Below are 25,204 nucleotides of genomic sequence, written 5' to 3' on the forward strand. Positions count from 1 at the left end.
TCAGACGCGCTCGGTGACCACCCGGTGGACCTCGTTGAGCAGCGTCTGCGCCTCGAACGGCTTGCGGATGAGCGGGGCGTCGGCCGGCATCTCCTGGCCGCCCGGTGCGGGACCGCTGGTGTAACCGGACATGAACAGCACCGGCAGCCCGGGGCGGTCGCGGCGCAGCTCCGCGCAGAGCTGGGTGCCGGACATGCCGGGCATGATCACGTCGGTGAGGAGCACGTCGAATTCGAGGCCGTCGTCGCGGCACATGCGCAGGGCCTCGGTCGGGTGCGGGGCGGCGAACACCCGGTAACCGGCCTTGCGCAGCAGCCGGCAGACGATGTCGCGGACCTGCTCCTCGTCCTCGACGACCAGGATCCGGCAGCCGTCACCGGAGTGGACCGCGACGGCCGGAGCGGCGGGGATGACCCCGGACGTGTCCTCGGCGCCGGCCGGGAGGCGGACCCGCAGGGTGGTGCCGCGGCCGGGCTCGGACTCCAGGGTGATCGTGCCGCCGGCGTCGGTGACCACGCCGTACGCGGTGGCCAGCCCCAGCCCGGTGCCGCTGCCCCGCCCCTTGGTGGTGAAGAACGGCTCGAACGCGCGGGCCAGGACGTCGGGCGTCATGCCGCAGCCGGTGTCGGTGACGGCCAGACAGACCTGGTCGCTGCCGCCGCCGTCGTGCTCGAGGCGGGTGCTGATCGTCAACCGGCCCCCGGAGGGCATCGCGGCACGGGCGTTGAGCACGGCGTTCATCACGACCTGCTCCAGTTTGCTGCGGTCCATCACGACCGGGGGCAGGTTCGGCTGCAGCACCGTGCCGAGCTCGATGTCCTCCCCGAGCGTGCGGGCCAGCAGCCGCATCATCTCGGAGGCGACCGCGTTCAGGTCGAGCAGCTCGGCCTGGGACGGCTCGGAGCGGCTGAACAGCAGCAACTGGCGGGTCAGCGCGGCTCCCCGGGCGGCGGCCTGCTTGATCCCGGCCGCGTCGGGGCGGCTCGGGTGGTCCTCGCCGAGCTCGTCGATCAGCATGTCGGCGTACCCGGAGATCACCGCCAGGATGTTGTTGAAGTCGTGGGCGATCCCCCCGGCGAGCTGGCCGAGGGAGTCGAGCCGCTCCGACTGGCGCAGCTGCTGCTCGAGCTCGGCGCGTTCGCGTTCGGCGGCCATCCGCTCGGTGACGTCGCGCAGGATGCCCTCGACGGCGACGAGTTGCCCGTCCGCGCCGATGACCGCGCTCGCCCGCTGCTCGATCCAGACCACCTCGCCGTCACGTCGTCGCAGGCGGTACGTGATGGTCCCGGACCGTGGCGTGCGCCACGACTGCTCGAAGGCCGGCCGGTCCTCGGGCTCGACCCGGTTCAGGATCAGCCACGGATCGGCGTAGAAGTCCTCGGCGGCGAACCCGGTGATCGCCTCGACGGCCCGGCTCAGGTACTCCATCGCCGGATCGGAGCCCAGGCGGAAGCGGAAGATGATGTCCTGCGCGTGCTCGGCGAGCAGCCGGAACCGTTCCTCGCTGTCGCGCAGGGCGGCCTCGGCCCGGCTGCGTTCGGTGATGTCGGTGGAGATGCCGGCCACCGCGTACGGCGTCCCGCTCTCGTCGATAAGCGGCCACTTCACGGTGAGATAGGTGCGTACGCCGTCGTCGCCCGGCGCGTGTTCCTCCATCTGGATCGGGACGCCGCCGGCGAGGGCCTGCAGGTCGTTCTCCCGGAAGGCGTCGGCCACGGGGAGCGGGAACAGGTCGTGGTCGGTGAGTCCGACGATGTCCTCGCGCCGCAGTCCGAACAGGCGTTCGTACTCCCGGTTGACCAGCAGGTACCGCCCGTCGGCGTCCCGCATGTAGATCACCGAGGAGGTGTAGTCGATCAGCGCCATCAACTGGTCGCGGTCGACCGTCAGCACCGGCTGGCGTGCACCCGTCCGTGCTCCCACGCCGCCCCCGGCTCCGTCGTCCGTTCGGCTCATCCGGCCAGTTCCGTCACGACCGCCGGGGCCGCCTCCTGACCGGAATGTATCGCTTGACCGGGCGTATTCTCCGGTTTTCCGGCGATCAGCACGGGGCGCAGCGCGGCAAGGGTATGGTTCTGCCGCGCCCGGGTGAGCCGGTCGAGATATGTCTCGGTCATCCCGGTGGTGCCGGCCCGGTTGGAGATCAGCAGTTTGTCGCCGATTCCCGCCTCGTCACGCTGCCGTTGCGGCTTGAACAGGAACTTCTTGCTCAGCATCAGGTGCGCTCCGGAGACCCGGGCGTGCATCGCGAGCAGCCGGTACCAGTCGACGAGCGCCGGGTGCCGGGCGACGAGCCGGCGCAGGTCACCGTCGTCGGCCTCGGTCAGCGCCGACTCGTCCGACCCGATCTCGGCGAGCAGCCTGCGGGGCAGCGCCGGCCCGCTCATCAGGTCGCCGATCCCGGCGCGTTCGGCTTCGAGCAGCGCCGGGAACAGCCGCCGGGCCTGCTGGTCGTAGCCCGGTTCGGCGATGCCGAGCAGGAAGTCGCGTTTGAGCGCCTCCGGGTCGAGGGCGCCGCTGGGCGGGATGTCACCCGGTGTCCAGTGCGCCGCGAACTGCCGGAACACGTCCATGAACACCTCGGCCGCCATGGTCTGCTCGGCGGGCAGGGAGGCGAAGTCGAGGAACAGCCGGCGCAGGTCCGCGAGCAGGACGGTCGCGTCCCGTACCCGCCGGCGCGCGTTCTCGCCGATCAGGTCGGCGTGCTCGGCGACGAGCGGCAGCAGCAGACAGTTGACCGCGAGCTCGATCGCCTCACCGGTTTTGACCAGCACGAAGAAGCGTTCCTCGCCCGGTGTGCCGGTGTAGGTGCGGATGTGCCCGTCGTCGAAGACGCCCGGCAGCTCGGCCAGCATCTCGCCGTACAGGCTCACCCGGATCGTGCCCACGTTCCAGCGCACCAGCGAGGCATAGCTGTCCCGGTCGTAATGCCCGGTTCCGGTGTGCTCGGCCAGCGCCGCGAAGTAGGCCCGGAACGGGACCAGGTCGCAGCCGACGGAGAGCGGGACGAACGCCCGCTCCGGATGCTCGATGCCGCCCGGCGTGTGCTCCTGGTAGTGGCGGGCCACCGAGGCGCCGGCGAACCCGAGATGCACGACCAGCCGTTGCGCCTGCTCCGGCGTCAGCCGGGTGACATCGGGCAGGCAGGCGAGCACCCGCTCGTTCAGCTCGTTCGTCAATAGCTCTGGTGGCGCATGCTCGCGCAGGATCGCCTGGTTGAGCCGGGGAAGCTCGTGCAGCACCCACTCGCCGACCTGTTCCGGACCCATCCGGGCCATCACCTCCGGGGACGTCTCATCCGTTCTCTTCGGCGCGGAGGCGGCGGTGATAAGTGAGGACGGTCACTGCCGGGTCGCACCTACCGCATGATCGGCCTTTGAGTGCGAAAGACCCCTATCCGGTACGGACGGAGCAGGCCCGGCGATCGGCCCGTGGCCGATCGCCGAGCCCGGACGGGTGTCAGCTGCCGGAGATCGACCAGTGCCACGCCTCGGCGGGGAAGTTGACGAAGCCGTACTGCTTGGCGTGCACCTTCATCCACTTGAACGCGGCGGTGCTCGACGAGATCGTCTTGCCGCCCGAGGAGATGTCGACCGCCAGGCCGATCTCGTGCAGCGAGCGCCCGGGGATCGCGGTGGGGACCCGGCACGACGACGACGGCGCGGTCCAGACGTCCGGGCAGCCGTTGATCGTGCGCAGTTCGATCTGGCGCTGGGTGGTGCGGAAACCCCCGCCCGAGATCTGCACGCCGTCGGCCTTCGCGTCGTCGATCATGCGCTTGAAGGCGAACGCGACGGTCTTGTTGACGGTCACGCCGTACACCTGGGTGGTGTCGGTGACCTTGAACGCGGGCCGGACCTGGTTGACCACGTCCTTGCTGAGCGTGGCGGCTTGCGTGGCGTAGGAGGCCGCGGTCGGCAGCGCGGCGATCGCGGCGCGGGTCTTCGTGGCGGCAGCGGTCTCGTACTTGACCCCGGCCTCCGCCTTCTGCACGCGCGCGAGGGCGGCGCGTGACGCCTTGCCGGCCTCGGCCAGCTTCGCCGAGGCGGTCTGCGCCTGGGTCTTGCGCAGGGTGACCGTCTTGGCCGCCGCTGCCACGGCCTTCTTCGCCCGGGTGACCACGGCGGTGCTGCGCGGCTTCTGCTTCTGTGCCTTGCTGAGCGTCTGCTTCGCGCTGGTCAGCGCGGTGCGCGCGGTGGCGTAGCGGTTCTGGGCGGCGGTGTCGGCGGTGGTCGCGGTGATCAGGAGGGCCCGGGTGCCGCGCTGTGCCCGGCCGGCCAGGGCCAGCTCGGTGTTCCAGCGGGTGATCGCGGCCTGCTGGCCGGCCAGCGACGTCTTCATCGCCTGGAGGGTCGTGTCGTGGGTGAGGCTGCGGTACATCAGGGTCGACCAGCTGGTCGCGATCTTCGGGGCCGCTGCCCGGGCCGGCGCCGCCGGCAGGCCGATCGCGGTTCCGGCGGTGGCCAGCGCGATGATCGCCGCGGCGGCGGACTTCTTCAGAGTTCGCTGTCGTGTCGTCACCCGAAGACTGTGAAAGGCGAGGGTTCTTCGTTCCGTTCCCGTCCGGGACCCGTCAGGTTGCAAAGAGCCCGGCCGCCGCCCGCTCGCTGTCTCCGGCAGCTCAGTTGGGGGTGAACAGGCCCTGAATGCCGACGATGATGGCGATCACGCCGAAGATCGCGATGGCCAGCGCCCGGCCGGCGGGCTCGCCCGCGCCCGGCGGGTCCAGGATCTTGCGCCCGGTGAACTTGTCCCAGGTCAGGAGCACGCCGACGATCAGGCCGACCACCTCGAAGTGCCAGAGGTCCCCGTCGATGAGGTGGACGATGAAGAAGAAGCCGGCGGCGATCAGCGCGACGATGCCGATCAGCCAGGACCAGCGCGACACCCGGTCGGTGAAGCGCTCCAGGCCGCCGCCGACATTCGGCAGCCGGCGCAGCAGCGGGATGCCCAGCAGCAGGCCACCGAGGATGTTCGCAAGATCAAGCAGGAACGCCATGGCGGAGAGGTTACTGGGAGCGCTTCCATGCCGCCACCGAAGGGGCGCTCCGGCTGTCCCGCGGTGGGGCTGACCAGGTCTTGCGTGCACGGGCCGGTCGTTCGCCCGGGCCGGTCGGTTGCGCGGGCCGGTCGTTCGCGCGGGCCGGTCGTTTGCGCGGGCCGGTCGGTCGCGCGGGCCGGTCACGCCCGGAGGAAAGCCAGCACCGCGAGCACCCGCCGATGGGTCTCCTCGGCCGGCGGAAGACCGAGTTTGATCAGGATGCTGCGGATGTGCTTGGCGACCGACGCCTCCGCGACGTGCAGCGCGGCGGCGATCGACGAGTTCGACCGGCCCTCCGCCACGAGCGCCAGCACCTCGCGCTCGCGGCCGGTCAGCGACTCCAGCGGGTCCCGGCGCCGGCGCAGCAGCTGCCGCACCACCTCCGGGTCGACGACCGTCCCGCCGGCCACCACCCGGCGCAGGGCGTCGACGAACTCGTCCACGTGACCGATCCGGTCCTTGAGCAGGTAGCCGACGTGCGTGCCGTCGCCGGCGTCGAGCAGCTCGGTCGCATACCTGGTCTCGACATACTGGCTCAGCACCAGAACGGGCAGACGCGGACGGTCCCGGCGCAGCTCCACGGCCGCGCGCAGACCCTCGTCCTGGAAGCCGGGCGGCATCCGCACGTCGGTCACCACCACATCCGGCTCGTGGGCGGCGACCGCCTCGTGCAGACCGTCGCGATCGGACACGGCCGCGACCACCGTGTGACCGAACCGGCCCAGCAGACCGACCAGACCGTCGCGCAGCAGGACGCTGTCCTCGGCGAGGACTACGCGGAAACCGGGATCGTCTGACAAGGAATCTCCACGATCAGGCGGGTGGGGCCACCGGCCGGGCTGGACAGCGACAGTCTGCCACCGACCACGGAGACCCGGTCGGCGAGCCCGATCAGGCCGGTCCCGGTGTTCAGCTCGGCGCCCCCGCGCCCGTTGTCGGACACCTCGACGGTCAGTGTGCCGCCGGCATACCCCCCGGTGATCTCGCCCCGGTCGGCGCCCGAGTGTTTCGCCAGGTTGGCGAGGGCTTCCGACACCACGAAGTACGCCGTGGACTCCACCGTGCGGGAGAACCGGGCGGCGACCGCGAAACCGACGTCGACCCGGACCGCGCACCGGGTTGCCAGGTCCGTGACGGCCGCCTCCAGGCCGAAGTCGGTGAGCAGTGGCGGGTGGATGCCCCGGATCAGATCTCGCAGCTCCACCAGGGCCCGCCCGGCCTCGTCGTGCGCCCGGGACAGCTGATCGGCGAGCGGACCGGCCGGGGCGTCGAGCCGGGCGAGGCCGAGCATCATCGACAACGCGACCAGGCGTTGCTGGGCGCCGTCGTGCAGGTCCCGCTCGATCCGGCTGCGCTCGGCCTCGAACGCGTCGACCAGCCGCACCCGGGACCGGGCCAGCTCGACGACCCGCTCCTTCAGCCGATCCTCCGGCAGGGTCAGGATCGCCCGGGCCAGCACGGCGCGGAGCCGGGCGAGAAGACCGATCCCGAAGGCGCAGGCCACCAGCGCGACCACGCCGGCGAGACCAGCGAGCACCGCCTGGCCCCACGAGGTCACCTGGTACGTCTTCAACACGTTCACCTGCACGGCGTCGCCGAGCGTGGCGAACTGCACCGGCGTCACCAGCAACGCCGCGGGAACGGTCACGCCGAGCACCACCGCGAGCAGATCGATCGGCCACAGCACGGTCATCAGCAGCGTCGCGTAGGCGAGCGCCCGCCAGGTGGCCGCCTCGGTGTAACGGGTGCGCAGCCACGAGGACAGCCCCGGCCGCGGCGGGACGCGATGCCCGTTGCGCAGCGGCCGGACGTCGACCAGCCGCTGGAAGCGCCGCTCCGCGCCGCCCACCGGGACGCCGATCAGCGCGAGCGCGGCCAGCAGCGGAATGCCGACCACGAGCACCGCCAGCACCCCGCCGGCCGCGAACAGCAGCAGGGTGGTGAGCAGCGTCAGCAGGCCGGTGACGCCGGTCGCCAGCAGGTAGGTCGCCGCGCGCAGCGATCGGAGGGCTCGCACCCGCCTCACGGTAGAGGGCCGCCGGGACGGCTTCCAGCATGCTGGCGTGACCCCGGAGGTAACCCTGGCACTACCTCGAAGAGGCAATCCCGGGTGACTGTGCCCGGCACGCCGACCGGCCAGGGTGGACGGCGTGCTGATGGTGACTTCGAGCAGTCTGCGGGCCCGGTGGCTGACCCTGGCCGGCGCGTTCGCCGCGCTCTGTCTGGGAGTGGCGCTGATCGCCACGATGGGCCTGGGGCTGGCCGCGACGCTGCATGCTCCGGAGCAGCCGCCCGAGCGGTTCGCCGGCGCCCCGGTCGTGGTCCGCGGCGCCGGCGAGCTGCGGGTGCCGTCCTCCGCCGGGGAGCGCGTCCGGGAGCTGGCCCGGCCCCGGGCGGTGCCGCCCGAGGTCGTCGCCGAGCTGGCGAGGACCGGGCCCGTGGTCGCCGACCGCTCCTTCCCCGTGGACGACGGAGTCGTCGGGCATCCCTGGCCCGTCGCCGCCTTCGGCGGGTACCGGCTGATCGCCGGGCACGAGCCCCGCGAGCCGGCCGAGATCGTGGTGGCCGGCGATCCGGCACTGGCCGGTCGCGCCCTGCGCGTGCGCACCCCGGCCGGCGTGGACAGTTACACCGTGGCCGGGGTCGTCGCGCCGGTTCCCTACGAGCGGGCCGTCTTCTTCACCGGCGGCACGGCCGCGCGGATCGCGCCGCGGATCGACAACCTCGTCGTGCGGGCCTCACCGGAAGCGGTGCGGGCGGCCACCGGCGACTCCGGCGTGCAGGTGCTGACCGGGAACGACCGGCGTCGCGCCGACCCGGACCCGGACCGTGACCGCGACGCGCTCATCGCGATGAACGCGCTGCTCGGCACCGCGGGCGGGGTCACCGCGTTCGTGTCCGTGTTCGTGGTGGCGTCCACCTTCGCCTTCGCTGTCGCGCAGCGCCGCCGGGAGATCGGGCTGCTGCGCACGGCCGGCGCGACCCCGGGACAGATCCGGGTCACGATCCTCGCGGAGGCGGCGGTGACCGGCGTGCTGGGCTCGGCGGCCGGGTGCGCGCTCGCCGGTCACGGCGCGTCCTGGCTGGCCCGGCTGCTGGTCCAGGAGAAGCTGGCACCGGGCTGGTTCACGATCGGGGAGCAACGATGGCCGTACTGGGCGGCGTTCTGGATCGGGGTGGCGGTCGCGCTGTCCGGGGCCGCCGCCGCGACGATGCGGGCGGGACGGATCGGCCCGGTCGAGGCGCTGCGCGAGGCGGCCGCCGACACCACCGTCATGACGCCGGGGCGCTGGGTGTCCGGGGCGGGACTCCTGGCGACCGGGCTCGGCATGCTGGCCTGGCGGTTGCTGAGCGACCCCGGTGAGGCGTTGCACCGCAAGACGTATGTGACCCAGCCGATGCTCCTGATCAGTGCGATCGCGCTGCTCGCGCCGGTCCTGGTCCGGCCGCTGACCCGCGCGGTCGCGTGGCTGCCGGGCGCGATCGGGATGCTGGTGCGGGAGAACGCGAGAGCGGGCGTCCGGCGTACCGCCGCGGTGGCAGCCCCGGTCCTGGTGACGGTCGCGCTCGCCGGGTCGCTGCTCGGCGCGACGGCGACGATCGACAGGGCGAAGAGCGCCGAGATGCGGACGCAGGCAGCCGCGGACCTGATCGTGCGGGGCGGCGACCGGGAGGCGGCCGCGGTCCGGGCCGTTCCGGGCGCCCGGGTGATGACCAGCGCGCAGACCGAGATCTACACCATGGAGGACGGCGTCGCGCCGATCCGCTCGCGGGCCGAGGCCGTCGATCCGGCGACGCTGGGCACGGTCCGGCGCCTGCCGGTGCGGGCGGGCAGCCTCGCCGGCCTCGACGACGACGGCATCGTGGTGAACGAGGAGTGGGCCGAGCACACTGTCGGTCACCGGGTCGACGTGTGGCTCGGCGACGGAACGCCACGGTCGTTGCGCATCGTGGCCGTGCTCGCGACCGGCACCGGCAGCAACGGCGTCTACGTGACCGCGCGCAACGCCGGCGGCGCGCCGGTGGATCGGCTGGAGATCGCCACGGGCGACGCCGTCGCCGTCCGGGCCGTCCTGCGGGACTCCGGCGCGCCGGTCCTGACCCGTGAGCAGTGGCTGGCGGAACAACGGCCGGCCGTCAACCGGCAGACCAGGGCCGGCTACCTGGTGGTGCTCGGTATCGCGCTGATCTACACCGGCATCGCCGTCGCCGTCACGATGCTCGCGGCGACCGCGGAACGTACCCATGACCTGGCCGTGCTCAGGCTCGCCGGCGCGGCGAGAGCACAGGTCCTGCTGGTGGTGGCCGCCGAGACGCTGACCGTGGTGGCGGTCGGTACGGTCCTCGGCATGATCGTGACACTGGTCAATCTGCTCGGCATCTGGGCTGCCCTGGCGACCCTCTCGGTGTGGTCGGCGATCGTCCTGCCCTGGCCGGCCCTGGTCGCGGCACCGGCGGCCTGCGCGGTCGTCGCGCTGATCGCCGCGATGCCGGCGGCGGCGGTTGCGCTGCGGGCCCGTCCGATGGAGACGATCCGCCGATGAAGCGCTGGATCATGCTCACGGTCGGAACGCTGGCGATGGTGGCCGGCAGCACCTCCCAGTACGGATTGGCCTACCTGATCCCGGCGTTCCGGGACCAGGGCTACAGCTTGGAGCAGACAGGGCTGCTGGTCGCCTGCCCGACCGTGGGGGTGACGGCCACGCTCATCGCCTGGGGCGCCGCGGCCGACCGCTGGGGTGAGCGGGCCGTGCTCTCCACCGGCCTCGGCACGGCCGGTCTGGTGCTTCTCGTCGCCCGGCAGGTCCACGGCACGACGGCGTTGGCGGTGTGCCTGGCGCTCTCCGGCGCGGCCGGCGCGTCGGTGCTGGCCAGCGGCCGGTTGATCCTCGGCTGGTTCGCGCGGCGCGAACGGGCCCTGGCGATGGGCATCCGGCAGAGCGCGGGACCGATGGGCCTGGCCCTGGCCGCCGCCACGCTGCCGGCCATCGCCGTCCACGGCATCGACATGGCCCTGCTGTTCCTGTCCGCGCTGTTCCTGGCGGCGGCCACCGCCGCCTTCGTCCTGGTCCGCGACCCGGAGCCGGTCGCCGCGGCGGGCCCGGTCGCGCCGGACCCGAGCCCGTCGCCGTACCGGACACCGCACCTGTGGCGCCTGCACGCCGCCAGCGCCCTGCTGGTGATCCCGCAGTTCACCATCACCACCTTCGCGCTGGTGTTCCTCACCGACTCCCGGGGCTGGACGCCGCTCGCCGCCGGGCACCTGCTGGCCGGCGCGCAGGTGTTCGGGGCTCTCAGCCGGCTCGGCGCCGGTTACTGGTCGGACCGCACCGGCAGCCGGCTGGGACCGATGCGGATCATCGCGGTCACGACCGGCGCGGGCATGCTCGCGCTTGCCGCCGCCGCGGCGTCCGGCTCCGGGCTGGCGGTTCCGGTCCTGCTGTTCCTCGGCGTGGTCGCGGTCAGCAGCAACGGCCTGTCCTTCACCGCCGTCGCCGAGTACGCCGGCACCGCCTGGGCCGGCCGGGCGCTCGGCATCCAGACCACCGGGCAGAACGTGCTGACGGCGGCCGTCCCGCCGGTCCTGGCCGTGGCCATCGGCGCCGGGGGCTTCGCGTCCAGCTTCGCCGTGGTGGCCGCGTTTCCCCTGGCCGCCGCGGCACTCATCCCGGTCGAGGAGGTCAGACGAGATGCAACCGCCGATCAGCGATCCTGATCGTCACCCGCTGCCCCCAGGACAGCTCCAGCGCGTCGGACTCCAGGCCGTCGGCGAAGACGACGAGGCGTTCGCTCTCGCTGGTCAGCTCCAATTCCTGGCCGGGGGTCAGCAGCCCGCTCACCTGCCGGACCCCGGTGGCGGGGGAGGGCCACGCCTCCCGGACGAACCAGCCGAGCGCCGCGTCGGCCGGGCCCGGCAGGGCAGGGGCCGCCGTCCGGTCCCGCGCGATCGACGCGCACCAGCCGGTCGCGCCGGTGCCGGTGCCGACGATCAGACCGGACGACGACTGGCGCTCCCGGCCGCCATCGGGCGCGGTGATCACGTAACGGGCCGACTGGTGACCGGCGTGACCGATGTAGATCTCGTTGAGGCCGTGCAGCTCCTGCCCGTCGTCGAGCCGGGCGACCACCATCGTGCGCTCCAGCATCCGCGGCCGGCTCCGGAGCAGGCCACCGACCGCCGAGGCGGGGTGCCGCACCAGCACGCCCGGGTTCCTGCCCGGCTCCGGGTTGACCCCGATCACCGGCTGCCCGTCGAGGTACTTCGCGACGTTCGCGACCAGGCCGTCCTGGCCGACGGCGATCACCCAGTCCTCCGGGGCGAACAGGAAGCGGGGCAGGTCCGTACGCTCGACGTGGCCGCGACGCCAGTCGGCCGGGACCGCCCCGCCGACCTCGGTCAGCGCCTGCCGCTGGGCCTCGTGCCGGGCGGTGACCTCGTCGAGATCGCGCCCGCGCTGCTTGAGGAAGTAAGCGGCGGCGCCCCGGGTGCCGTGCCGGGCGAGCAGCTCGTCGAGCTCGCTGCGCCGCGACACGACCACCACGCGGGGAGACAGGGTGCTCATGAGCCGATGCGCCCGATCAGCTTGGTCAGCAGGTCCGGCGTGACGGTCAGCTCGCCGATCGCCGGGAGGTGCTGCGCCAGCTCCTTGAGCGCGAGCGACTGCAGCACCTCGGGCGGCAGGTCACGGTACGCGGCGAGCCGCGCCGCCTCGGCCTCTGCCTCGGCGAGACCGACGACCCGGGCGCCGGCCGCGCGAGCCTCGTCGCGCAGGCGCTCGGCGTCCGCCTCGGCGGCCGCGTTCAACCGGGCCCGCTCGGCCTCGCCCTGCGCGGTGACCAGCTGCGACTCGGCGTCCAGCTCGGCGCCGCGGCGGGCGTTCGCGCCGTGCTGCTCGACCAGGTGCTGCTCCTGCCGGGCCAGCTCGATCTTGCTCTGCAGCTCGTTCTCGGCGATCGAGCGCTCCTGCTGGACGGCGTGCGCCCGGCGGGCGTACGTGGCCCGGTCGGCGTCCTGCTGCACCTTCTCCCGGGTCGGGGTCTGCAGCGCGCGCTCGAGCTCCGGCTCCGGCCGCAGCGCGACGACCCGGGCGCTGACCACTGTCACGCCGGTCTCGGCCAGCCGCGGGTCGGTGGCGAGAGCGTCGGCGACCGACTGGCGGACCGGGGCGATCCCGGTGGTCAGCGCGTCGGCGAGGGGCAGCCGGGCGAGCACGTCGAGCGCGGGCTGCTGGGCCAGTTCGGCGAGCAGCGTGGCGACCTGGTCGAGCGGCTGCCCGCGCCACACGCCCTTGTACGGGTCGATCGAGAAGTCCAGCCGGGACGCGGCCGCCGCCGGGTCGCTGAACCGGTACGTCACGGTGGCCTGCACTGTCACGTCGGCGAAGTCCTCGGTGCGGGCGTGGAACAGCAGCGGCAGCTCCCGATCGTCGACCGGCACCTCGGACAGGACCGCGGTCAGCGGCCGGTACCAGAAAGCGAGGCCGGTGCCGGAGCGCTTCGCCTTGCCCTGGACGGTCCAGCTGACCCAGCTGGTCGGGGCGGAGCGGAGGTGACGCAGGTGCAGGCGGCGTTTCACGTCGGCCATCGGGGGGTCCTTCCTTCGTTTTTCGTCACCATGACGATAAAGGGTGTGGTTATTATCGTCAACATGACGATTAACGTGGCGGCCATCACAGTTGATCTCGTGCTGCTGACCATCCGGCAGAGCGCCCTGCACGTGCTGCTGATCCGGCGCGGCATCGAGCCGTTCGGTGGGCAGTGGGCGCTGCCCGGCGGCTTCGTCCACGACGACGAGGACCTGGGCGCGGCGGCGGCCCGTGAGCTGCGCGAGGAGACCGGGGTGGACCCGTCCGCCGGCCACCTCGAACAACTGGCCACCTACGGCACGCCCGGGCGCGATCCGCGCGGACGGGTGGTCACCGTGGCGTACTTGGCGATGGTTCCCGACCTGCCGTCACCCGTCGCGGGCAGCGACGCGGCCGGCGCCGAGTGGCGCCCCGTCGACCGGGCGGCCGGGCTCGCGTTCGACCACGACCGCATCCTGGCCGACGGCCTGGAGAGGGCACGCGCCAAACTGGAGTACACGCCGCTCGCCACGGCCTTCTGCCCGCCGGAGTTCACCGTCGCCGATCTCCGCGACGTCTACGAGACGGTCTGGCGCACCACCCTGGACCCGCGCAACTTCCACCGCAAGGTCACGTCGGCGGACGGCTTCATCGAGCCGACCGGCCACAGCGTCACGCGCGACCGCGGCCGCCCCGCCCAGCTGTTCCGCCGCGGCCCGGCCACCCTCCTGCACCCACCCCTGCTGCGCCCCTGATCAGGCACCCGCCTCGTGCCGCGCCGACCGCCGGGCACCCAGCCGGGATCCGCGGGGTGGTCGGACATACAGGTGACGGCGAGCAGGTCGCCGGCCGTCGCGGCGGCCCGCCGTCGGGATCGCCGGCTTCCGGTCGCGATCACCGGCCAGGTGTCGCGGGCGGCAATCGGCACGGTCGGCGCCGTGCCTATGCCCGATCGATCTCCGGGCTGGCGGCCGGCGCCTGACCGTCAGGCCCGGCGATCTCGAGGTGGCGTCAGGTGACCGGGATGCCGTGGTGCTGGAGCAGGCCCATTAGGTTGTCGAGGAACGTGTCACGGCCGTCGACGATGGTGACCGGGATGGCGATCGGCTTGTCGTGCCGCGGCACGAGCGAGTAGTGCACCAGTTTGCCCTTGTCCTCGCCGCGCGTCTGGAGGACCGGCTTGAGCTCGGTGACGTCCTGCCACCCGTACGCGCGGGCCTTGCCGTTGCGTCGATGCACGAAACCGTTGGTGAAGACGTGGAACGACTGCGCGCCGACGACGAAGACGCGGATCGAGGCGACGATCAGGAAGACGGCGGCGAAGCAGAAGAACAGTCCGACGACGTGCAGCACCTCCCAGAAGAAGCCGTCCTGGTCCTTGGCCAGATAGCTGATCAGGACGAGCAGGGCGATCGAACCGCCCGCGGCCAGCAGCATGCCGAGGCCGCGGGTCATCGGGTTCGGCAGTTTCCGGCTGTCGACGAGATGGCCGAGGCCGCGGGACAGGGCGAGGTTGGTGACGTCTTCCGGCGGCTGCTCGGCGATCGGTTGCATCGACGGTTCTCCTTTGTCGGCGAAGTGCTCCATCCGTGTGTACCGCCGTGACGCTCAGCGGGTTCACAGCGCACTCATCGTCGTACATTGATGCGAAGCCCTTCTCCGACGAAGCAGGAGGACCTTCCATGACCCCTGAACAGACCCAGGTGCTGCGGCTTCTCTGCGACACCGTGGTTCCCTCGATGGACCATCCCGACGACGCCGACGGCTTCTGGTCGCGCCGCGCCACTGACGTCGGCGCCGACCTGGGCGTGCTCGCCACCATCGCGGCCATGCCCGCCGGCCAGCAGGAAGCCCTCGGTGGCCTGCTCGACGCGCTCGGCGCGCAGGGTTTCGCGACCGCGTCGCAACAGCAGCGGGAACAGATCCTGGCCGCGCTGGGGCCCGTCGCCGCCCCGCTGACCAGCTTGATTCTCCTTCTGACGTACGGCATGCCGGACGTCACCGGGCGCAATCCGAACTGGAGCCGGCTGGGCTATCCGGGCCCGGCCGCCCGTCCGCCGCTGCCCGGGAAACGGCCGATCACACCGCTGCGCCCGAACGGGGACACCGAACTGGACGCCGACGTCGTCGTGATCGGCTCCGGGGCCGGTGGCGGCCTGATCGCGGGGCGGCTCGCGGCGACGGGCGCGCGCGTCGTCGTCCTGGAAGCGGGTCGCTATCGCAGTGAAGCGGACTTCCGTCACCTGGAGCTCGCCGCCTACCAGCAGTCCTACCGGCGCGGTGGGCCGACGCCGACGGCGGACCAGAACATCACGCTGATGGCGGGCGCCGGCCTCGGCGGCGGCACCGTGATCAACTGGACGAACTGCCTCCGTACCACCGACCGGGTCCGCGGTCAGTGGGCCGAGCACGGGCTGACCGACGTGGCGACCGTGGCGTTCGACAAGCACCTCGACGCCGTGTGGCGCGAGCTGTCCGTGACCGATCAGTGCTCGGAGTTCAACCGCGCGCACGAGGCGATGCGGCGCGGTGCGCGGGCGCTCGGGTGGTCGTTCGCCACGGCGTACCGGAATTGGGACGAGAAACGGCATGATCCCCTGGTCGCCGGGGGTCTGGGCTTCGGCGACTGGTCCGGGGCGAAACAGTCGACGCTCAAGGTCTACCTGGAGCCGGCCGTCACCCAGCACGACGCCCAGGTGATCGACGGATGCCGGGTGGAGCGGATTCTGACCGCGAACGGTCGCGCTGCCGGGGTGGTCGGCCGGTGGTCCCGCGAGGACGGCACGGCCTCGGCGACGGTGACGGTGCGTGCGCCGATCGTGGTGGTGGCCGCGGGCGCGCTGGAGACGCCGGGAGTGCTGCTGCGCTCGGGCATCGGTGGGCCGGCGGTGGGGGAGTACCTTCGGCTGCACCCGTGCACGGTCACCCTCGGTGACTACGAGACGGACATGAAAGGCTGGTGGGGGCCGCCGCAGGCCGCACTCGTCGACGAGTTCGCCGCGGACGACGACGGTTACGGCTTCCTGATGGAGAGCGTGCAATACACGACCGGGCTCGGCGCGTCCTCGATGCCGTTCACCACGGGCGCCGAGCACAAACAGGCGATGGCCGACTACCGCCGTTACGCGTCCTTCATCGGACTGGTCCGCGACCACGGCCACGGGCGCGTCACCGTCGACGACTCCGGTGAGACGGCCGCCTGGTATTCCCTCGAGGACGAGACTGACGTACGCAGCAGCCGGCGCGCCGTCGAAGCCCAGATCCGCCTGCACCACGCGGCCGGCGCGCGCGGCATCCGCATGCTCGGCCACGGCGTGCCGGCGTGGTCGGCCGGTGAGGACCTGGAGGCGTTCATCGGCCGGGCGTCGGAGGTTCCGCTGCGGGCTGGTGGGGCAGTGCTCTTCTCGGCGCACCAGATGGGCAGTTGCCGAATGGGCGCCGACCCGGCCACCAGCGTGGCCGACACGCGCGGGGAGCTGCACGACACACCCGGCGTGTGGATCGGGGACGGGTCGGCGTTCCCGACGTCGTCGGGCACCAACCCGATGATCACGATCATGGCGCTGGCCTCGCGTACGGCCGAGCACATCTCCCAGACAGCGATCTGATCTCGGACGCCGTCCTTTGACGCACCTCTCCCGGCCGGCGTGAAACCGGACGGTCGGCGTGGACCGGCTGGCCGTGAAGGGTGTGTCAGGCAGCAGGAAGCACCTCGCACGACCAGCCGAGGCAGCCGGGTCGGAGCTCCGCGACACCCCTGAGGCCCGGGGGAGGGGACTGACAAAACAGCAAACAAGCCCCCGGCTGATCCGAAGGGTGCGACCGTCAGCCCGATATCGGCCGGTCGGCAGCGGGTGGTTCCCATGGCACCTTTCATCAACTCGACATCGACGTCCTCGGAGCAGGGTGGGGTCGTCGCGGCGCGCCCCGCGGTCGACGCACGTGGAGCGTTGCGGCGGATGCTGACGTTCGGCGTGGCCCTGCTGGCGCTGCTCGGGTTCGCGCGGTCGGGGCAGGCGGCGGTGACCGTCTGGGTGGTGTTCGCGATCTTCGTCGCCGTGTCGGCGGTCTGGGTACGCGGTCAGTACGCGGACAGCCTCGACGGCAGGCAGTGGGTCATTCCGTACCGCGTCGGGGCCGTGCTGGTCGCCGTGGCGATCGCCCTGATCGTGCTGTCGTTCACCTGGGACACCGAGCGGCTGGACCGCGGACTGCCCCGCATCGGGGGCGCGGTCCTGATCTACCTGGTGGCCGGATCGGCTGTCACCCAGGCGCGGCAGACCTGCTCGATCGGGATTCTCGGCCGGAGGATCTCGATCCGGCACTGGGGGATCTGGCTGACGCTCGCGGGCCTGGTGGTGGCGGCGGCCGGCGCGACGCTGCTCGTCGGGATGCACTGGATCGTCGGCGCGGTGCTGCTCGCGGCCGGGGCGGCCGGGCTGATCCCGCTGGGCATGGGCATCGGATCCGAGCCGGTGATCCGATGGCTGTGCGGCAAGGAGAAGGCCGCGCCGTGGTTGTGGGGCCTGGGCGCCGGCGGGGCGGTGCTGTACGCGGCGACGGCCTGGATCGCCGTGGTGGTGTCGAGGTCGAGCTGGCTGATCCCGGTCCTGATCGTGCTCGCCCTGTTCATGATCGCGATGGTGTCCACCACCCACGCCGACATCGTCGCCGTGACGGCGGGCGTGGCCCTGATGGGTGTCATGCCCGCCGAACTGCCGGCCAAGGATCTGCCGTCGCCAGGAGTGAACGCCGGTAATGTGCTGGTCGCGATCGGGGACTCGTACATGTCCGGGGAGGGCGCTTCGGTCTTCTACGAGGAACCGGCCGAAGAGCGGAGGCGGTGCAACCGCGCGCCGAGCGCCTGGGCGGTGCTGATCGCGAAGAACGAGACCACCTTCGACGGCTTGAAGTTCCTGGCGTGCGCCGGCGCCAAGCAGGCGGACGTGGTCCAGGAGCAACTGGACAAGGAATACGCCAAGGACCCGGAGTACGGGCATTACCGGCCCGGGATGGTCGTGCTGAGCCTGGGCGGCAACGACGTGGGCTTCTCGACGATTGCCCAGACCTGCCTGGCCCCGCGGGACTGCACCGCGATCGAAAACCTCTGGCACGGGATGATCCAGCGACTGCCGGAGGAACTCCGTAGGGCCTACCGGGCGGTCGATGAGAGATTTCCCGGCGTACCGGTCGTGGTCGTGCCGTATCCGCAGCCCATCACCGCCAACGGGCACTGTGACCAGGTCGCGTTCTCGGAGACGGAACGGGAGTTCATCCGGCGGTTCACCACCGAGCTGAACCAGAAGATCAGCGACACGGCCGCCGAGTTCGGATTCCACTATCTGCGCGAGATGGAGGGCGCACTGGTCAAGGACCACCTGCAACTGTGCGACCCGGGCAACGGCGGGCGACCCGGGATCAACTTCATCGGCCTGCGGTCGGTGCACGGGCTTGCCGAGGAGCGGTTCAACCCGACGAACTGGACGCACACCAGCCTGCACCCGAACGAGCGCGGGCACCTCGCGATGCGGCGGATCTTCCGTGACTGGCTGGCAGCGAACCCGAAGACGCCGTCCCGGCTGGCGCTGGAACAGCCGGCCGTGACCACCGAGCAGGCGCCGTGCGACCTCCAGGCGTGCAAGCGTCAGGCGCGCAGATGGGCGGTCGAACAGGTGGGACACCGGTTCGTGGACGGCGGGCTGTTGCTGTGGCTCGCCGGGGCGGCCGGTGGGGCGTGGCTGGTCGCGGTGGCGTTCTTCGCGTATCGGCGACGGGTGTACGCGGCCTGCGGCTAAACCGCCCGTTCGAGGGACAGCGGCGACGTTCCGGGACGCCTGGTGAGCTCCGGCTCCTAGCGTCTGAGCTGCTGATAACTCGAAGATGGGGGAACCAGGTGAGGGTACTCGCGACAACTGTCCTGGTGGGGCTGTTCGCTTCGACCGTCCCGCAAGCACCGGCGGCCGCCGCGCCGCCCGTGAACTACTACGCGGCGGCGCAGGGCAAGCACGGGGCAGCGCTCAAGGACGCGCTGCACGACATCATCTCGACCAATGTGACGGTCTTCAAGTATCCGAAGGTCTGGGACATCCTCAAGGACACCGACCGCGATCCGGCCAAACCCGGGAACGTCATCTGCATCTATTCCAGGAAGAGCATTCCCTGGAGCCAGCACGGCCCAGACGACACGGATTGGAATCGTGAGCACGTCTGGGCCAAGTCCCACGGCAACTTCGGCATCGACCCGGGGGCCGGGACCGATGTGCATCACCTGCGCCCGTCGAAGGTGCCGATCAACCGGGAGCGCAGCAACCTCGACTTCGACGAGAGCGACGGGCCCGCGAAGACCGAGCCGAGAAGCGGAATCGACCGGGACTCCTGGGAACCGCGGGAGGAAGTGAAGGGTGACATCGCCCGGATGATCTTCTACATGGCGGTGCGCTACGAGGGCGGCGACGGCGGACCGGACCTGGAACCCGACAACAGGACGATCATCCGGAGCACGGAGCCACGCCACGGGCGGATCTCGACGTTGCTGACGTGGAACGACGCGGACCCGCCGGACGCGTCCGAGATGCGGCGGAACGACGCGATCTTCGAGCACTGGCAGCACAACCGGAACCCGTTCATCGATCATCCGGAATGGGTCGACGACATCTACGGCTGATCGCGCGGGCGGCGTCTCCGGCGCCGCCCGTCCACTGGGGGCGATAGGATTCGGTTCTGGTTGCTCCGAGGGCGCGAGGAGTCCGCTGTGGCCGAAGCTGATGTTCAGAATTCGTTGGCGCAGGTCAGCAAGGCGGCTGAGCTGTACGGGGTGACCGATCAGGATGTCGAGGAGTGGCGCGCGCACATCGACGATCGGCCGGCCTGGGCGCAGCGCGCGCACGTTTCCGGCATGCTGGCGCAGCGCCTGGTGATGACGGCCCTGGAGCATCGGCAGGAGTGCGAGCGGGAGCCCTGCCGTACCTGTGCCGGGTTGCGCGAGATGCTGGTGATCGCGCTCGCCGGGGTGCGCACGGTGGTCGACGACCGGCTCAACGAGCTCTACCGCCGCCCCGCCCGCTGGCCGTGGCGCCGCCGCAGCCTCTGACGTCGCGTTTCCGGGAGTCCTCGGCGGGATGACAAGAACGCAACCTCGGTAGTTGCGGTTGCGGTCTTGCGGCCGGGGTGATCTAGGTATTTACTTTCCTCGCTCTCCGCAATGCACGCGGAGTCACTGTCATGCCACAGTCCATTGTGGATCTGCGGCGTCCGTACCTCTCGCGGGGAAGAGGTGTTTCCGCGCCAATGTCCATCGACAAGTTCGGATATCAGCAGCAACTGCGACGTGAGCTGCGCATTCGCGACCTGGTCGCCTACGGGCTGGTCTTCATGGTGGTGATCGCGCCGTTCGGCATCTTCGGCGGCGTCTTCCAGGCCAGTGGCGGCATGATCGCGCTCGCCTACGTGGTCGGTGCCGCCGCGATGATCCTCACCGCTTCCTCGTACGGCGTGATGGTCCAGAAATACCCGGTGGCCGGCTCGGTCTACGGCTATGCGGGCCGCGCGATCGACCCGGCCGCGGGTTTCCTCACCGGCTGGGCGATCCTGCTCGACTACGTGTGCATCCCGCTGCTGCTGTCGCTGGTCGCCGGCGCCGCGATGAACTCGATCGTGGGCAGCGTCCCGGTCTGGGCCTGGGTGGTCATCTTCGTCCTGGCGAACACCGTCACCAACGTGCTCGGGATCAAGACCACCAAGCTGCTCAACTGGATCTTCCTGGCGGCCGAGCTGGTCATCCTGATCATCTTCCTGGGGTACGGGTTGAAGGCGCTCGCCGACGGCAAGGGTCAGGGCTTCAGCCTCGACCCGTTCTACAACGGCACCAGCTTCACCTGGTCGCTGATCCTCGGTGGAGTCTCCATCGGCATGCTCTCCTACCTGGGCTTCGACGCGCTCGGCCTGCTCGCCGAGGACGCCGCCGACGGCGCCCGCACGATCCGCCGCGCCATGTACGTGTCGCTGCTGGTGGTCGCCGCGCTGTTCGTGGCGCAGACCTGGGTCGCCGCGCTGCTCGTGCCCGACCCGGCCGGCCTGATCGCCAACGGCGACGCGACCGGCTCCGCCTTCTACGACGCGGCCGAGGTCGCCGGCGGCCACTGGCTGGGCACGCTCACCGCGCTCGCCACCGCCCTGGCCTGGGGCATCGCGAACAACATGGTCGCCCAGGTGGCCACCAGCCGCCTGCTGATGGCGATGTCCCGCGACGGACAGCTCCCGAAGTTCCTCTCCCGGGTGTCGCTGACCCGTTCGGTGCCGACCAACGCGATCCTCGCCACCGCCGCGGTCTCGCTGGTCATCGGTCTGTGGATGGCCACGCGCGACGACGGCATCACGCTGATGAGCGCCCTGGTCAACTTCGGCGCGATGATCGCGTTCGTGGTGCTGCACGTCTGCGTCATCTGGGAGTGGGTCAAGAACGGCCGGCAGGGCGGCGTCCTGCGCAACGTGGTCGTCCCGGCGGTCGGCGCGCTCGTCCTGATCGCGGTGATCTGGAACGGTAGCCTGCTCGCGCAGACCGTCGGCCTGATCTGGCTCGGCGTCGGCGCGGTCATCCTGGTCGTGCTGCTCGCCACCGGCCGCAAGCCGAGCCTGCCCGAGGTGCCCGGCGACGACGAGCCGGCCACGACCCCCAAGGCGGTGGAGAATGTCTGACCCGATCCACATCCCGGCCGACCCGGGGCAGTACGGATACACGTTCGGCGGGCGGGAGGCGATCGCGGCCGTCAAGCCGGGCGCGCCGATCACCCTGCGCACGCTCGACTGCTTCGGCGGCAAGGTGCGCACCGTCGACGACCTGCCCAGCCAGGTGTGCGAGTTCCCGTACCTGAACCCGGTCACCGGCCCGCTGCACGTCGAGGGCGCCGAGCCGGGGGACACCCTCGCGGTGCACGTCGTGTCGCTGACCCCGGCGTCGAGCTTCGGCATCTCCTCGACGTTCCCGCACTTCGGCGCGCTCACGTCGACCGGCTACACCCGTACCCTCCAGGAACCGCTCGAAGAGCGGGTGTGGCTCTACGACATCGACCTGGACGCGCAGACCGTGCGCTACCGGGCCCGCCGCAGCGACTTCACCGTCGACCTGCCGCTCGCCCCGATGCTCGGCACCGTGGGCGTCGCGCCGGCCGCGAACGAGGTCCGCCAGACGATCGTCCCCGACGTGCACGGCGGCAACCTCGACACGCCGCTGCTCGGCCCGGGCGCCACGCTCTACCTGGGGGTCAACGTGCCCGGGGCGCTGCTCGCGCTCGGCGACGGGCACGCGCGGCAGGGCGACGGCGAGGTGTGCGGCGTGGCCGTGGAGGTCGCCATGGACGTGACCGTCGTGGTCGACGTGATCAAGGGCGTTCCGACCGGCACCCCGCGGCTGGAGACCGACGACCAGCTCGTCTCGCTCGGCGCCGCGCGGCCGCTGGAGGACGCGTTCCGGATCAGCCAGGACGATCTCGTGCGCCACGTCGCGTCGCTGACCGGGCTGGACCTGCTCGACGCGTACCAGCTCGTCTCCCAGACGACCAGCGCGCGGGCCGGCAACGTCGTCGACCCGCAGTACGTGATGAGCGCGGCCATCGACAAGAGGTACCTGCCCGGCACTGTCGCCTACGGCGGCGTGCACGAACGGCTACGGAACGGCTGAGAGCACAAGTGCGACGCCCCGGACTCGACCCGGTCCTCGTCCGTGAGCAGTTCTTCGTCCTCGCTCACGACGAGACCCGGCACATGAAACCCCGCCTGCACGTGCCGGCCCTCGCCGCCGGCCTGGCCGGCGCCACGGTGATGGACCTGCTCATCGCCGAACGGGTGACGATCGAGTCCGGGACCGTCGTGCCGGACTGGCACCAGCGCGAGAGCACCGGTGACCCGGTCACCGACGACGTCCTCGCGATCATCATGGCCAGGACGCCCGGCCCGGCGCTGCCGGCGCTCATCCGGTCCGCGGCGCCCGGCCTGTACGAACGCACCACTGCCGCCCTCGTCCACCGCGGACTGATCGTGGAACTGCCCGCACGGCGGTGGCGCAAGAAGGAGTACGAGATCGCCGACGAGGGCGTCGCCGTCCGGGTGCGCGCCAAGGTCGGTTACCGCATGGACGGCCGCGACCAGCCCACCCCGGACGCCGACTGCCTGTGCGGCCTGGTCTCCGCGCTGGGCCTGCACGGCGCTCTGCTGCGCGGCACCCGGGCCGAGGTCGAGCCGCTGCTGCTCAAGGTGATGGCCGAGCTGCCCGAACGCGCCCGGCCGTCCCGTCACCCGGTCGGCCGGGCCCCGGCGGTGGCCGCCGCCGTCCTCGCCGTCGTCCAGGACCTGGCCACAGCCGCGATGTGAGGGTCAGCGGTGCTCGCCGGCGCGCAGCATCTCCAGCGTCTTGGCGACCCGGTCGGCCCGGGTCGTGTCGCGCTTGGCCTCGGTGATCCAGCGGACGAACTCCTTGCGATGCGAGTACGCCAGCGCGTCGTACGCGGTCTTCGCCTCGTCGTCCCCGGCGAGCGCCGTCGCCAGGTCCGGCGGCGTTTCCACGGTGCGTTCGGCGGCCTCGGCGGCGATCGTCACGGCGTACGCCGAACCGATCTCGACGTTGGCCTTAGCCCGTGCCGCCTTGGCCAAGCCGATCATGTTCTCCCCGCCCATGCGGGCCAGGCGCAGCGGCAGCGTCACCTCGTTCACGGTCACCCGCACCGGGAACGCCTTCTTGCCGCCGCCGACCGCGGCGACCTGCTCGTCGGAGAGCAGGAACGCCCCGGCCGGGCCACGCGATTCCAGCGTCAGGGTCAGCTTCAAGGTCTCGGCCACGGTGACACGGTAACCCGATTCCGTGCCGTGGCCGGTGATCAGTCCCGGTCGGTCGAGAACGTCTTCGCCAGAACCGCCGCGATCGCGACGCCGACCACCGCGATGCCGGCCTGCACGCCGACGACGGCCCAGTCGAACGTCCGCCCGGTCACCGTGAACAAGTGGCTGCTGTGCACGTCGTAGCGCGACGACACCCACGTGCCGGCGACAGCGGCGCCCATGCCGACCAGCACTGTCGCGATCAGCCCGATGTTCTGCCGGCCAGGCAGCACGATCCGGGCCACCACCCCGATGACCGCGCCGAAGACGATTGCCGCGATCAGGTCCTGAGTGTCCACGCGTTCCTCCCCATCGACATCCCGACCTTGCCCATGGTGAGTGACGAGTCAAACGCGTACGAACCGGCGGCTCCGATTCGGGTTCGGAGCCGCCGGTGGGGGGCCCGGGACAGGCCCGGTGATCTAGTAGACGTAGGGCCAGGCCGACGAGTCCCAGCCGATCAGGTTGATGCCGAGCTTCGCCGCCCCGGACGACGTGTAGTAGTGATAGGCCAGCACATCCGCGTCACTGTCGCTGAACACGGCCGGATGCCCGGGACCGTAGATGCTTCCGTGCGTCGCCAGGATCTCCGTCCCGCCACCGGCGGTCGCCAGCGTCCCGGCACGATCCCGGTAGGGTCCGGTGATCGAGGTCGACCGGGCCACCATCACCCGGTACGTGCTGGAAGCGCCCTGGCAGCAGAAGTCGAAAGACATGAAAAGGTAGTAGTAGCCGCCGTGCTGGAACACGAACGGCGCCTCGACCGATTTGCTGTTCACGAACCGCTCGGCCACGTTGTACATCGTGGAATCGGCCCGTTTGCCGGTCGACGGATTGATCTTCACCATCTTGATCCCGGACCAGAACGACCCGAAGGTGAGCCACCATTCGCCGGAGGCGGTGACGGTCAGATTGGGGTCGATCGCATTCCAGTTGCTGCTGGTCGTCGACTCGATCACCAGCCCCGAATTGGTCCAGCTCCCGGCCGTGCCGGTGGTCGACTGCGCCAGGAAGATCGCCGACCGGCTGGAGCCGAACGTCGACGCCGCGTAATACATCAGATACTTGCCATTGTGGTACGAGATGTCCGGCGCCCACAGATTGGCACTGCCGCCGGTGTACGTGCTGGCCCACGGGGTGCCGTTCGGAAAAGCCTTGCCGGCGTCGGTGAACGCCGTCCGGTCCGGCGAGGTCTTCAACGTGATGCCGTCACCGGTCGTCGCGAGAAGATACCCTCCGGTGGGCCTCTTCACGATCGACGGGTCGTGCGCGCCGGTCGAGCCGGTCACGACACCGGGATTGGGGTAGGACGCGGCCTCGGCCGGGCGTAGGCCGTAAGCGCCGGCGGTCACGGCGAGGAGTCCGGTGACACCGGTCAGGATCAGTGTGCGGAAGCGAGACGTCATGGGGGATTCGCCTTCCGGGAGAGTGCGGCTGCGATCGGGGAATCGGGCAGCCGCCGGGGACGGGTTCCTCACGTCCGGCGCGGGGATGGGTGCCGACGCGTGAGCATTGATACTTATCGACGTCGATTCGATTTCCCCCATGTTAACGATCACATGTCGCAAGTCAAGACGCTTTTGCAACGCTGCAAAACAATCTCCCGGTACGCCCCGCCCCGCCCCGCCCCGCGCCGCGCCGCCACGCCCGCGCCGCGCCGCCCCGCGCCACGCCCGCGCCGCGCCGCCCCGCGCCACGCCCGCGCCGCCCCGCGCCACGCCCGCGCCAC

The 25,204-nt window shown here is 71.3% G+C and carries 22 protein-coding genes; 10 read left to right on the plus strand and 12 right to left on the minus strand.

Annotated elements, in window-relative coordinates; genetic code table 11:
- The 6 genes from Acy02nite_RS37015 to Acy02nite_RS37040 form a co-directional block, all read right to left on the minus strand.
- Complete coding sequence (locus Acy02nite_RS37015) at nucleotides 1-1,923, minus strand: hybrid sensor histidine kinase/response regulator (protein WP_239175529.1); 1,923 nt, start codon at nucleotides 1,921-1,923, stop codon at nucleotides 1-3.
- Between the two features lie 29 nt (nucleotides 1,924-1,952).
- Entirely contained in the window at nucleotides 1,953-3,269 is a 1,317-nt protein-coding gene (locus Acy02nite_RS37020) for a hypothetical protein (RefSeq protein WP_203752181.1), read from the minus strand.
- Nucleotides 3,270-3,459: 190 nt separating this feature from the next.
- On the minus strand, nucleotides 3,460-4,521 hold the full coding sequence (locus Acy02nite_RS37025) for a D-alanyl-D-alanine carboxypeptidase family protein (protein WP_239175531.1): 1,062 nt from the start codon (nucleotides 4,519-4,521) through the stop codon (nucleotides 3,460-3,462).
- 100 nt (nucleotides 4,522-4,621) lie between these two features.
- Nucleotides 4,622-4,999 (minus strand): hypothetical protein, encoded by a 378-nt coding sequence (locus tag Acy02nite_RS37030; protein ID WP_203752184.1) that lies wholly within the window; start codon nucleotides 4,997-4,999, stop codon nucleotides 4,622-4,624.
- A gap of 182 nt (nucleotides 5,000-5,181) precedes the next feature.
- Nucleotides 5,182-5,841: a response regulator gene (locus tag Acy02nite_RS37035; RefSeq protein WP_203752187.1), complete on the minus strand. Its 660-nt coding sequence runs from the start codon at nucleotides 5,839-5,841 to the stop codon at nucleotides 5,182-5,184.
- Nucleotides 5,814-7,058: a sensor histidine kinase gene (locus Acy02nite_RS37040; protein ID WP_239175532.1), complete on the minus strand. Its 1,245-nt coding sequence runs from the start codon at nucleotides 7,056-7,058 to the stop codon at nucleotides 5,814-5,816. Before Acy02nite_RS37040 ends, Acy02nite_RS37035 begins: the two co-directional genes overlap by 28 nt.
- Before the next feature lie 139 nt (nucleotides 7,059-7,197).
- Here Acy02nite_RS37040 and Acy02nite_RS37045 point away from each other — a divergent pair, with 139 nt between their 5' ends.
- Together Acy02nite_RS37045 and Acy02nite_RS37050 are read left to right on the plus strand one after the other, a co-directional pair.
- Complete coding sequence (locus Acy02nite_RS37045; RefSeq protein ID WP_239175538.1) at nucleotides 7,198-9,585, plus strand: ABC transporter permease; 2,388 nt, start codon at nucleotides 7,198-7,200, stop codon at nucleotides 9,583-9,585.
- Nucleotides 9,582-10,757: an MFS transporter gene (locus Acy02nite_RS37050; protein WP_203752194.1), complete on the plus strand. Its 1,176-nt coding sequence runs from the start codon at nucleotides 9,582-9,584 to the stop codon at nucleotides 10,755-10,757. Before Acy02nite_RS37045 ends, Acy02nite_RS37050 begins: the two co-directional genes overlap by 4 nt.
- Here Acy02nite_RS37050 and Acy02nite_RS37055 read toward each other — a convergent pair.
- Both Acy02nite_RS37055 and Acy02nite_RS37060 read right to left on the minus strand, forming a co-directional pair.
- Nucleotides 10,723-11,604 (minus strand): diacylglycerol kinase catalytic domain-containing protein, encoded by an 882-nt coding sequence (locus Acy02nite_RS37055; protein WP_203752196.1) that lies wholly within the window; start codon nucleotides 11,602-11,604, stop codon nucleotides 10,723-10,725. The two genes, Acy02nite_RS37050 and Acy02nite_RS37055, sit on opposite strands and share 35 nt — an antisense overlap.
- The gene (locus Acy02nite_RS37060; protein WP_203752198.1) at nucleotides 11,601-12,626 is read right to left on the minus strand and encodes an SPFH domain-containing protein; all 1,026 of its coding nucleotides are present in this window, start codon (nucleotides 12,624-12,626) and stop codon (nucleotides 11,601-11,603) included. The genes Acy02nite_RS37055 and Acy02nite_RS37060 overlap by 4 nt, the downstream gene beginning before the upstream one ends.
- Nucleotides 12,627-12,689: 63 nt before the next feature.
- Between Acy02nite_RS37060 and Acy02nite_RS37065 the strand changes: the two genes are divergently transcribed.
- Nucleotides 12,690-13,361: an NUDIX hydrolase gene (locus Acy02nite_RS37065; RefSeq protein WP_203752200.1), complete on the plus strand. Its 672-nt coding sequence runs from the start codon at nucleotides 12,690-12,692 to the stop codon at nucleotides 13,359-13,361.
- A gap of 256 nt (nucleotides 13,362-13,617) precedes the next feature.
- On the opposite strand, the gene Acy02nite_RS37070 is transcribed toward Acy02nite_RS37065, so the two are convergent.
- Nucleotides 13,618-14,160 (minus strand): hypothetical protein, encoded by a 543-nt coding sequence (locus Acy02nite_RS37070; RefSeq protein ID WP_203752202.1) that lies wholly within the window; start codon nucleotides 14,158-14,160, stop codon nucleotides 13,618-13,620.
- A gap of 128 nt (nucleotides 14,161-14,288) precedes the next feature.
- Between Acy02nite_RS37070 and Acy02nite_RS37075 the strand changes: the two genes are divergently transcribed.
- The 7 genes from Acy02nite_RS37075 to Acy02nite_RS37105 all read left to right on the plus strand — a co-directional run bounded on the left by Acy02nite_RS37075 (nucleotide 14,289) and on the right by Acy02nite_RS37105 (nucleotide 22,971).
- The gene (locus Acy02nite_RS37075) at nucleotides 14,289-16,214 is read left to right on the plus strand and encodes an FAD-dependent oxidoreductase (RefSeq protein WP_203752205.1); all 1,926 of its coding nucleotides are present in this window, start codon (nucleotides 14,289-14,291) and stop codon (nucleotides 16,212-16,214) included.
- Between the two features lie 255 nt (nucleotides 16,215-16,469).
- Entirely contained in the window at nucleotides 16,470-18,401 is a 1,932-nt protein-coding gene (locus Acy02nite_RS37080) for a GDSL-type esterase/lipase family protein (RefSeq protein WP_203752207.1), read from the plus strand.
- 125 nt (nucleotides 18,402-18,526) lie between these two features.
- Nucleotides 18,527-19,270 (plus strand): endonuclease I family protein, encoded by a 744-nt coding sequence (locus Acy02nite_RS37085; RefSeq protein ID WP_203752209.1) that lies wholly within the window; start codon nucleotides 18,527-18,529, stop codon nucleotides 19,268-19,270.
- Nucleotides 19,271-19,357: 87 nt separating this feature from the next.
- Nucleotides 19,358-19,696: a hypothetical protein gene (locus Acy02nite_RS37090; RefSeq protein ID WP_203752212.1), complete on the plus strand. Its 339-nt coding sequence runs from the start codon at nucleotides 19,358-19,360 to the stop codon at nucleotides 19,694-19,696.
- A 197-nt stretch (nucleotides 19,697-19,893) separates the two neighbouring features.
- Nucleotides 19,894-21,300 (plus strand): APC family permease, encoded by a 1,407-nt coding sequence (locus tag Acy02nite_RS37095; RefSeq protein WP_203752214.1) that lies wholly within the window; start codon nucleotides 19,894-19,896, stop codon nucleotides 21,298-21,300.
- Entirely contained in the window at nucleotides 21,293-22,282 is a 990-nt protein-coding gene (locus Acy02nite_RS37100; protein ID WP_203752216.1) for an acetamidase/formamidase family protein, read from the plus strand. The genes Acy02nite_RS37095 and Acy02nite_RS37100 overlap by 8 nt, the downstream gene beginning before the upstream one ends.
- Before the next feature lie 8 nt (nucleotides 22,283-22,290).
- Nucleotides 22,291-22,971, plus strand: coding sequence for a GOLPH3/VPS74 family protein (locus Acy02nite_RS37105; RefSeq protein ID WP_203752218.1), 681 nt, complete (start codon nucleotides 22,291-22,293; stop codon nucleotides 22,969-22,971).
- Between the two features lie 3 nt (nucleotides 22,972-22,974).
- On the opposite strand, the gene Acy02nite_RS37110 is transcribed toward Acy02nite_RS37105, so the two are convergent.
- The 3 genes from Acy02nite_RS37110 to Acy02nite_RS37120 all read right to left on the minus strand — a co-directional run.
- Nucleotides 22,975-23,436 carry a YdeI/OmpD-associated family protein gene (locus tag Acy02nite_RS37110; RefSeq protein WP_203752221.1) on the minus strand — a complete coding sequence of 154 codons (462 nt, stop codon included), beginning with the start codon at nucleotides 23,434-23,436 and terminating at the stop codon, nucleotides 22,975-22,977.
- A gap of 38 nt (nucleotides 23,437-23,474) precedes the next feature.
- Nucleotides 23,475-23,774, minus strand: a complete 300-nt coding sequence (locus Acy02nite_RS37115; RefSeq protein WP_203752224.1) for a GlsB/YeaQ/YmgE family stress response membrane protein — start codon at nucleotides 23,772-23,774, stop codon at nucleotides 23,475-23,477.
- Between the two features lie 123 nt (nucleotides 23,775-23,897).
- Nucleotides 23,898-25,204 (minus strand): arabinan endo-1,5-alpha-L-arabinosidase (locus tag Acy02nite_RS37120; protein WP_239175533.1); only part of this gene is annotated, 1,307 nt, incomplete at its 5' end.

Origin of the sequence: Actinoplanes cyaneus (assembly GCF_016862095.1) — a bacterium.
Classification (GTDB): Bacteria; Actinomycetota; Actinomycetes; order Mycobacteriales; family Micromonosporaceae; genus Actinoplanes; species Actinoplanes cyaneus.

What these genes read in the sequence shown, in the direction of transcription:
- Acy02nite_RS37075 (WP_203752205.1), top strand. Translation starts at nt 14,289, where the DNA reads ATGACCCCTGAACAGACCCAGGTGCTGCGGCTTCTCTGCGACACCGTG.
- Acy02nite_RS37080 (WP_203752207.1), top strand. Translation starts at nt 16,470, where the DNA reads ATGGCACCTTTCATCAACTCGACATCGACGTCCTCGGAGCAGGGTGGG.
- Acy02nite_RS37045 (WP_239175538.1), top strand. Translation starts at nt 7,198, where the DNA reads ATGGTGACTTCGAGCAGTCTGCGGGCCCGGTGGCTGACCCTGGCCGGC.
- Acy02nite_RS37095 (WP_203752214.1), top strand. Translation starts at nt 19,894, where the DNA reads ATGTCCATCGACAAGTTCGGATATCAGCAGCAACTGCGACGTGAGCTG.
- Acy02nite_RS37060 (WP_203752198.1), bottom strand. Translation starts at nt 12,626, where the DNA reads ATGGCCGACGTGAAACGCCGCCTGCACCTGCGTCACCTCCGCTCCGCC.
- Acy02nite_RS37055 (WP_203752196.1), bottom strand. Translation starts at nt 11,604, where the DNA reads ATGAGCACCCTGTCTCCCCGCGTGGTGGTCGTGTCGCGGCGCAGCGAG.
- Acy02nite_RS37050 (WP_203752194.1), top strand. Translation starts at nt 9,582, where the DNA reads ATGAAGCGCTGGATCATGCTCACGGTCGGAACGCTGGCGATGGTGGCC.
- Acy02nite_RS37070 (WP_203752202.1), bottom strand. Translation starts at nt 14,160, where the DNA reads ATGCAACCGATCGCCGAGCAGCCGCCGGAAGACGTCACCAACCTCGCC.
- Acy02nite_RS37065 (WP_203752200.1), top strand. Translation starts at nt 12,690, where the DNA reads ATGACGATTAACGTGGCGGCCATCACAGTTGATCTCGTGCTGCTGACC.
- Acy02nite_RS37030 (WP_203752184.1), bottom strand. Translation starts at nt 4,999, where the DNA reads ATGGCGTTCCTGCTTGATCTTGCGAACATCCTCGGTGGCCTGCTGCTG.
- Acy02nite_RS37100 (WP_203752216.1), top strand. Translation starts at nt 21,293, where the DNA reads ATGTCTGACCCGATCCACATCCCGGCCGACCCGGGGCAGTACGGATAC.
- Acy02nite_RS37020 (WP_203752181.1), bottom strand. Translation starts at nt 3,269, where the DNA reads ATGGGTCCGGAACAGGTCGGCGAGTGGGTGCTGCACGAGCTTCCCCGG.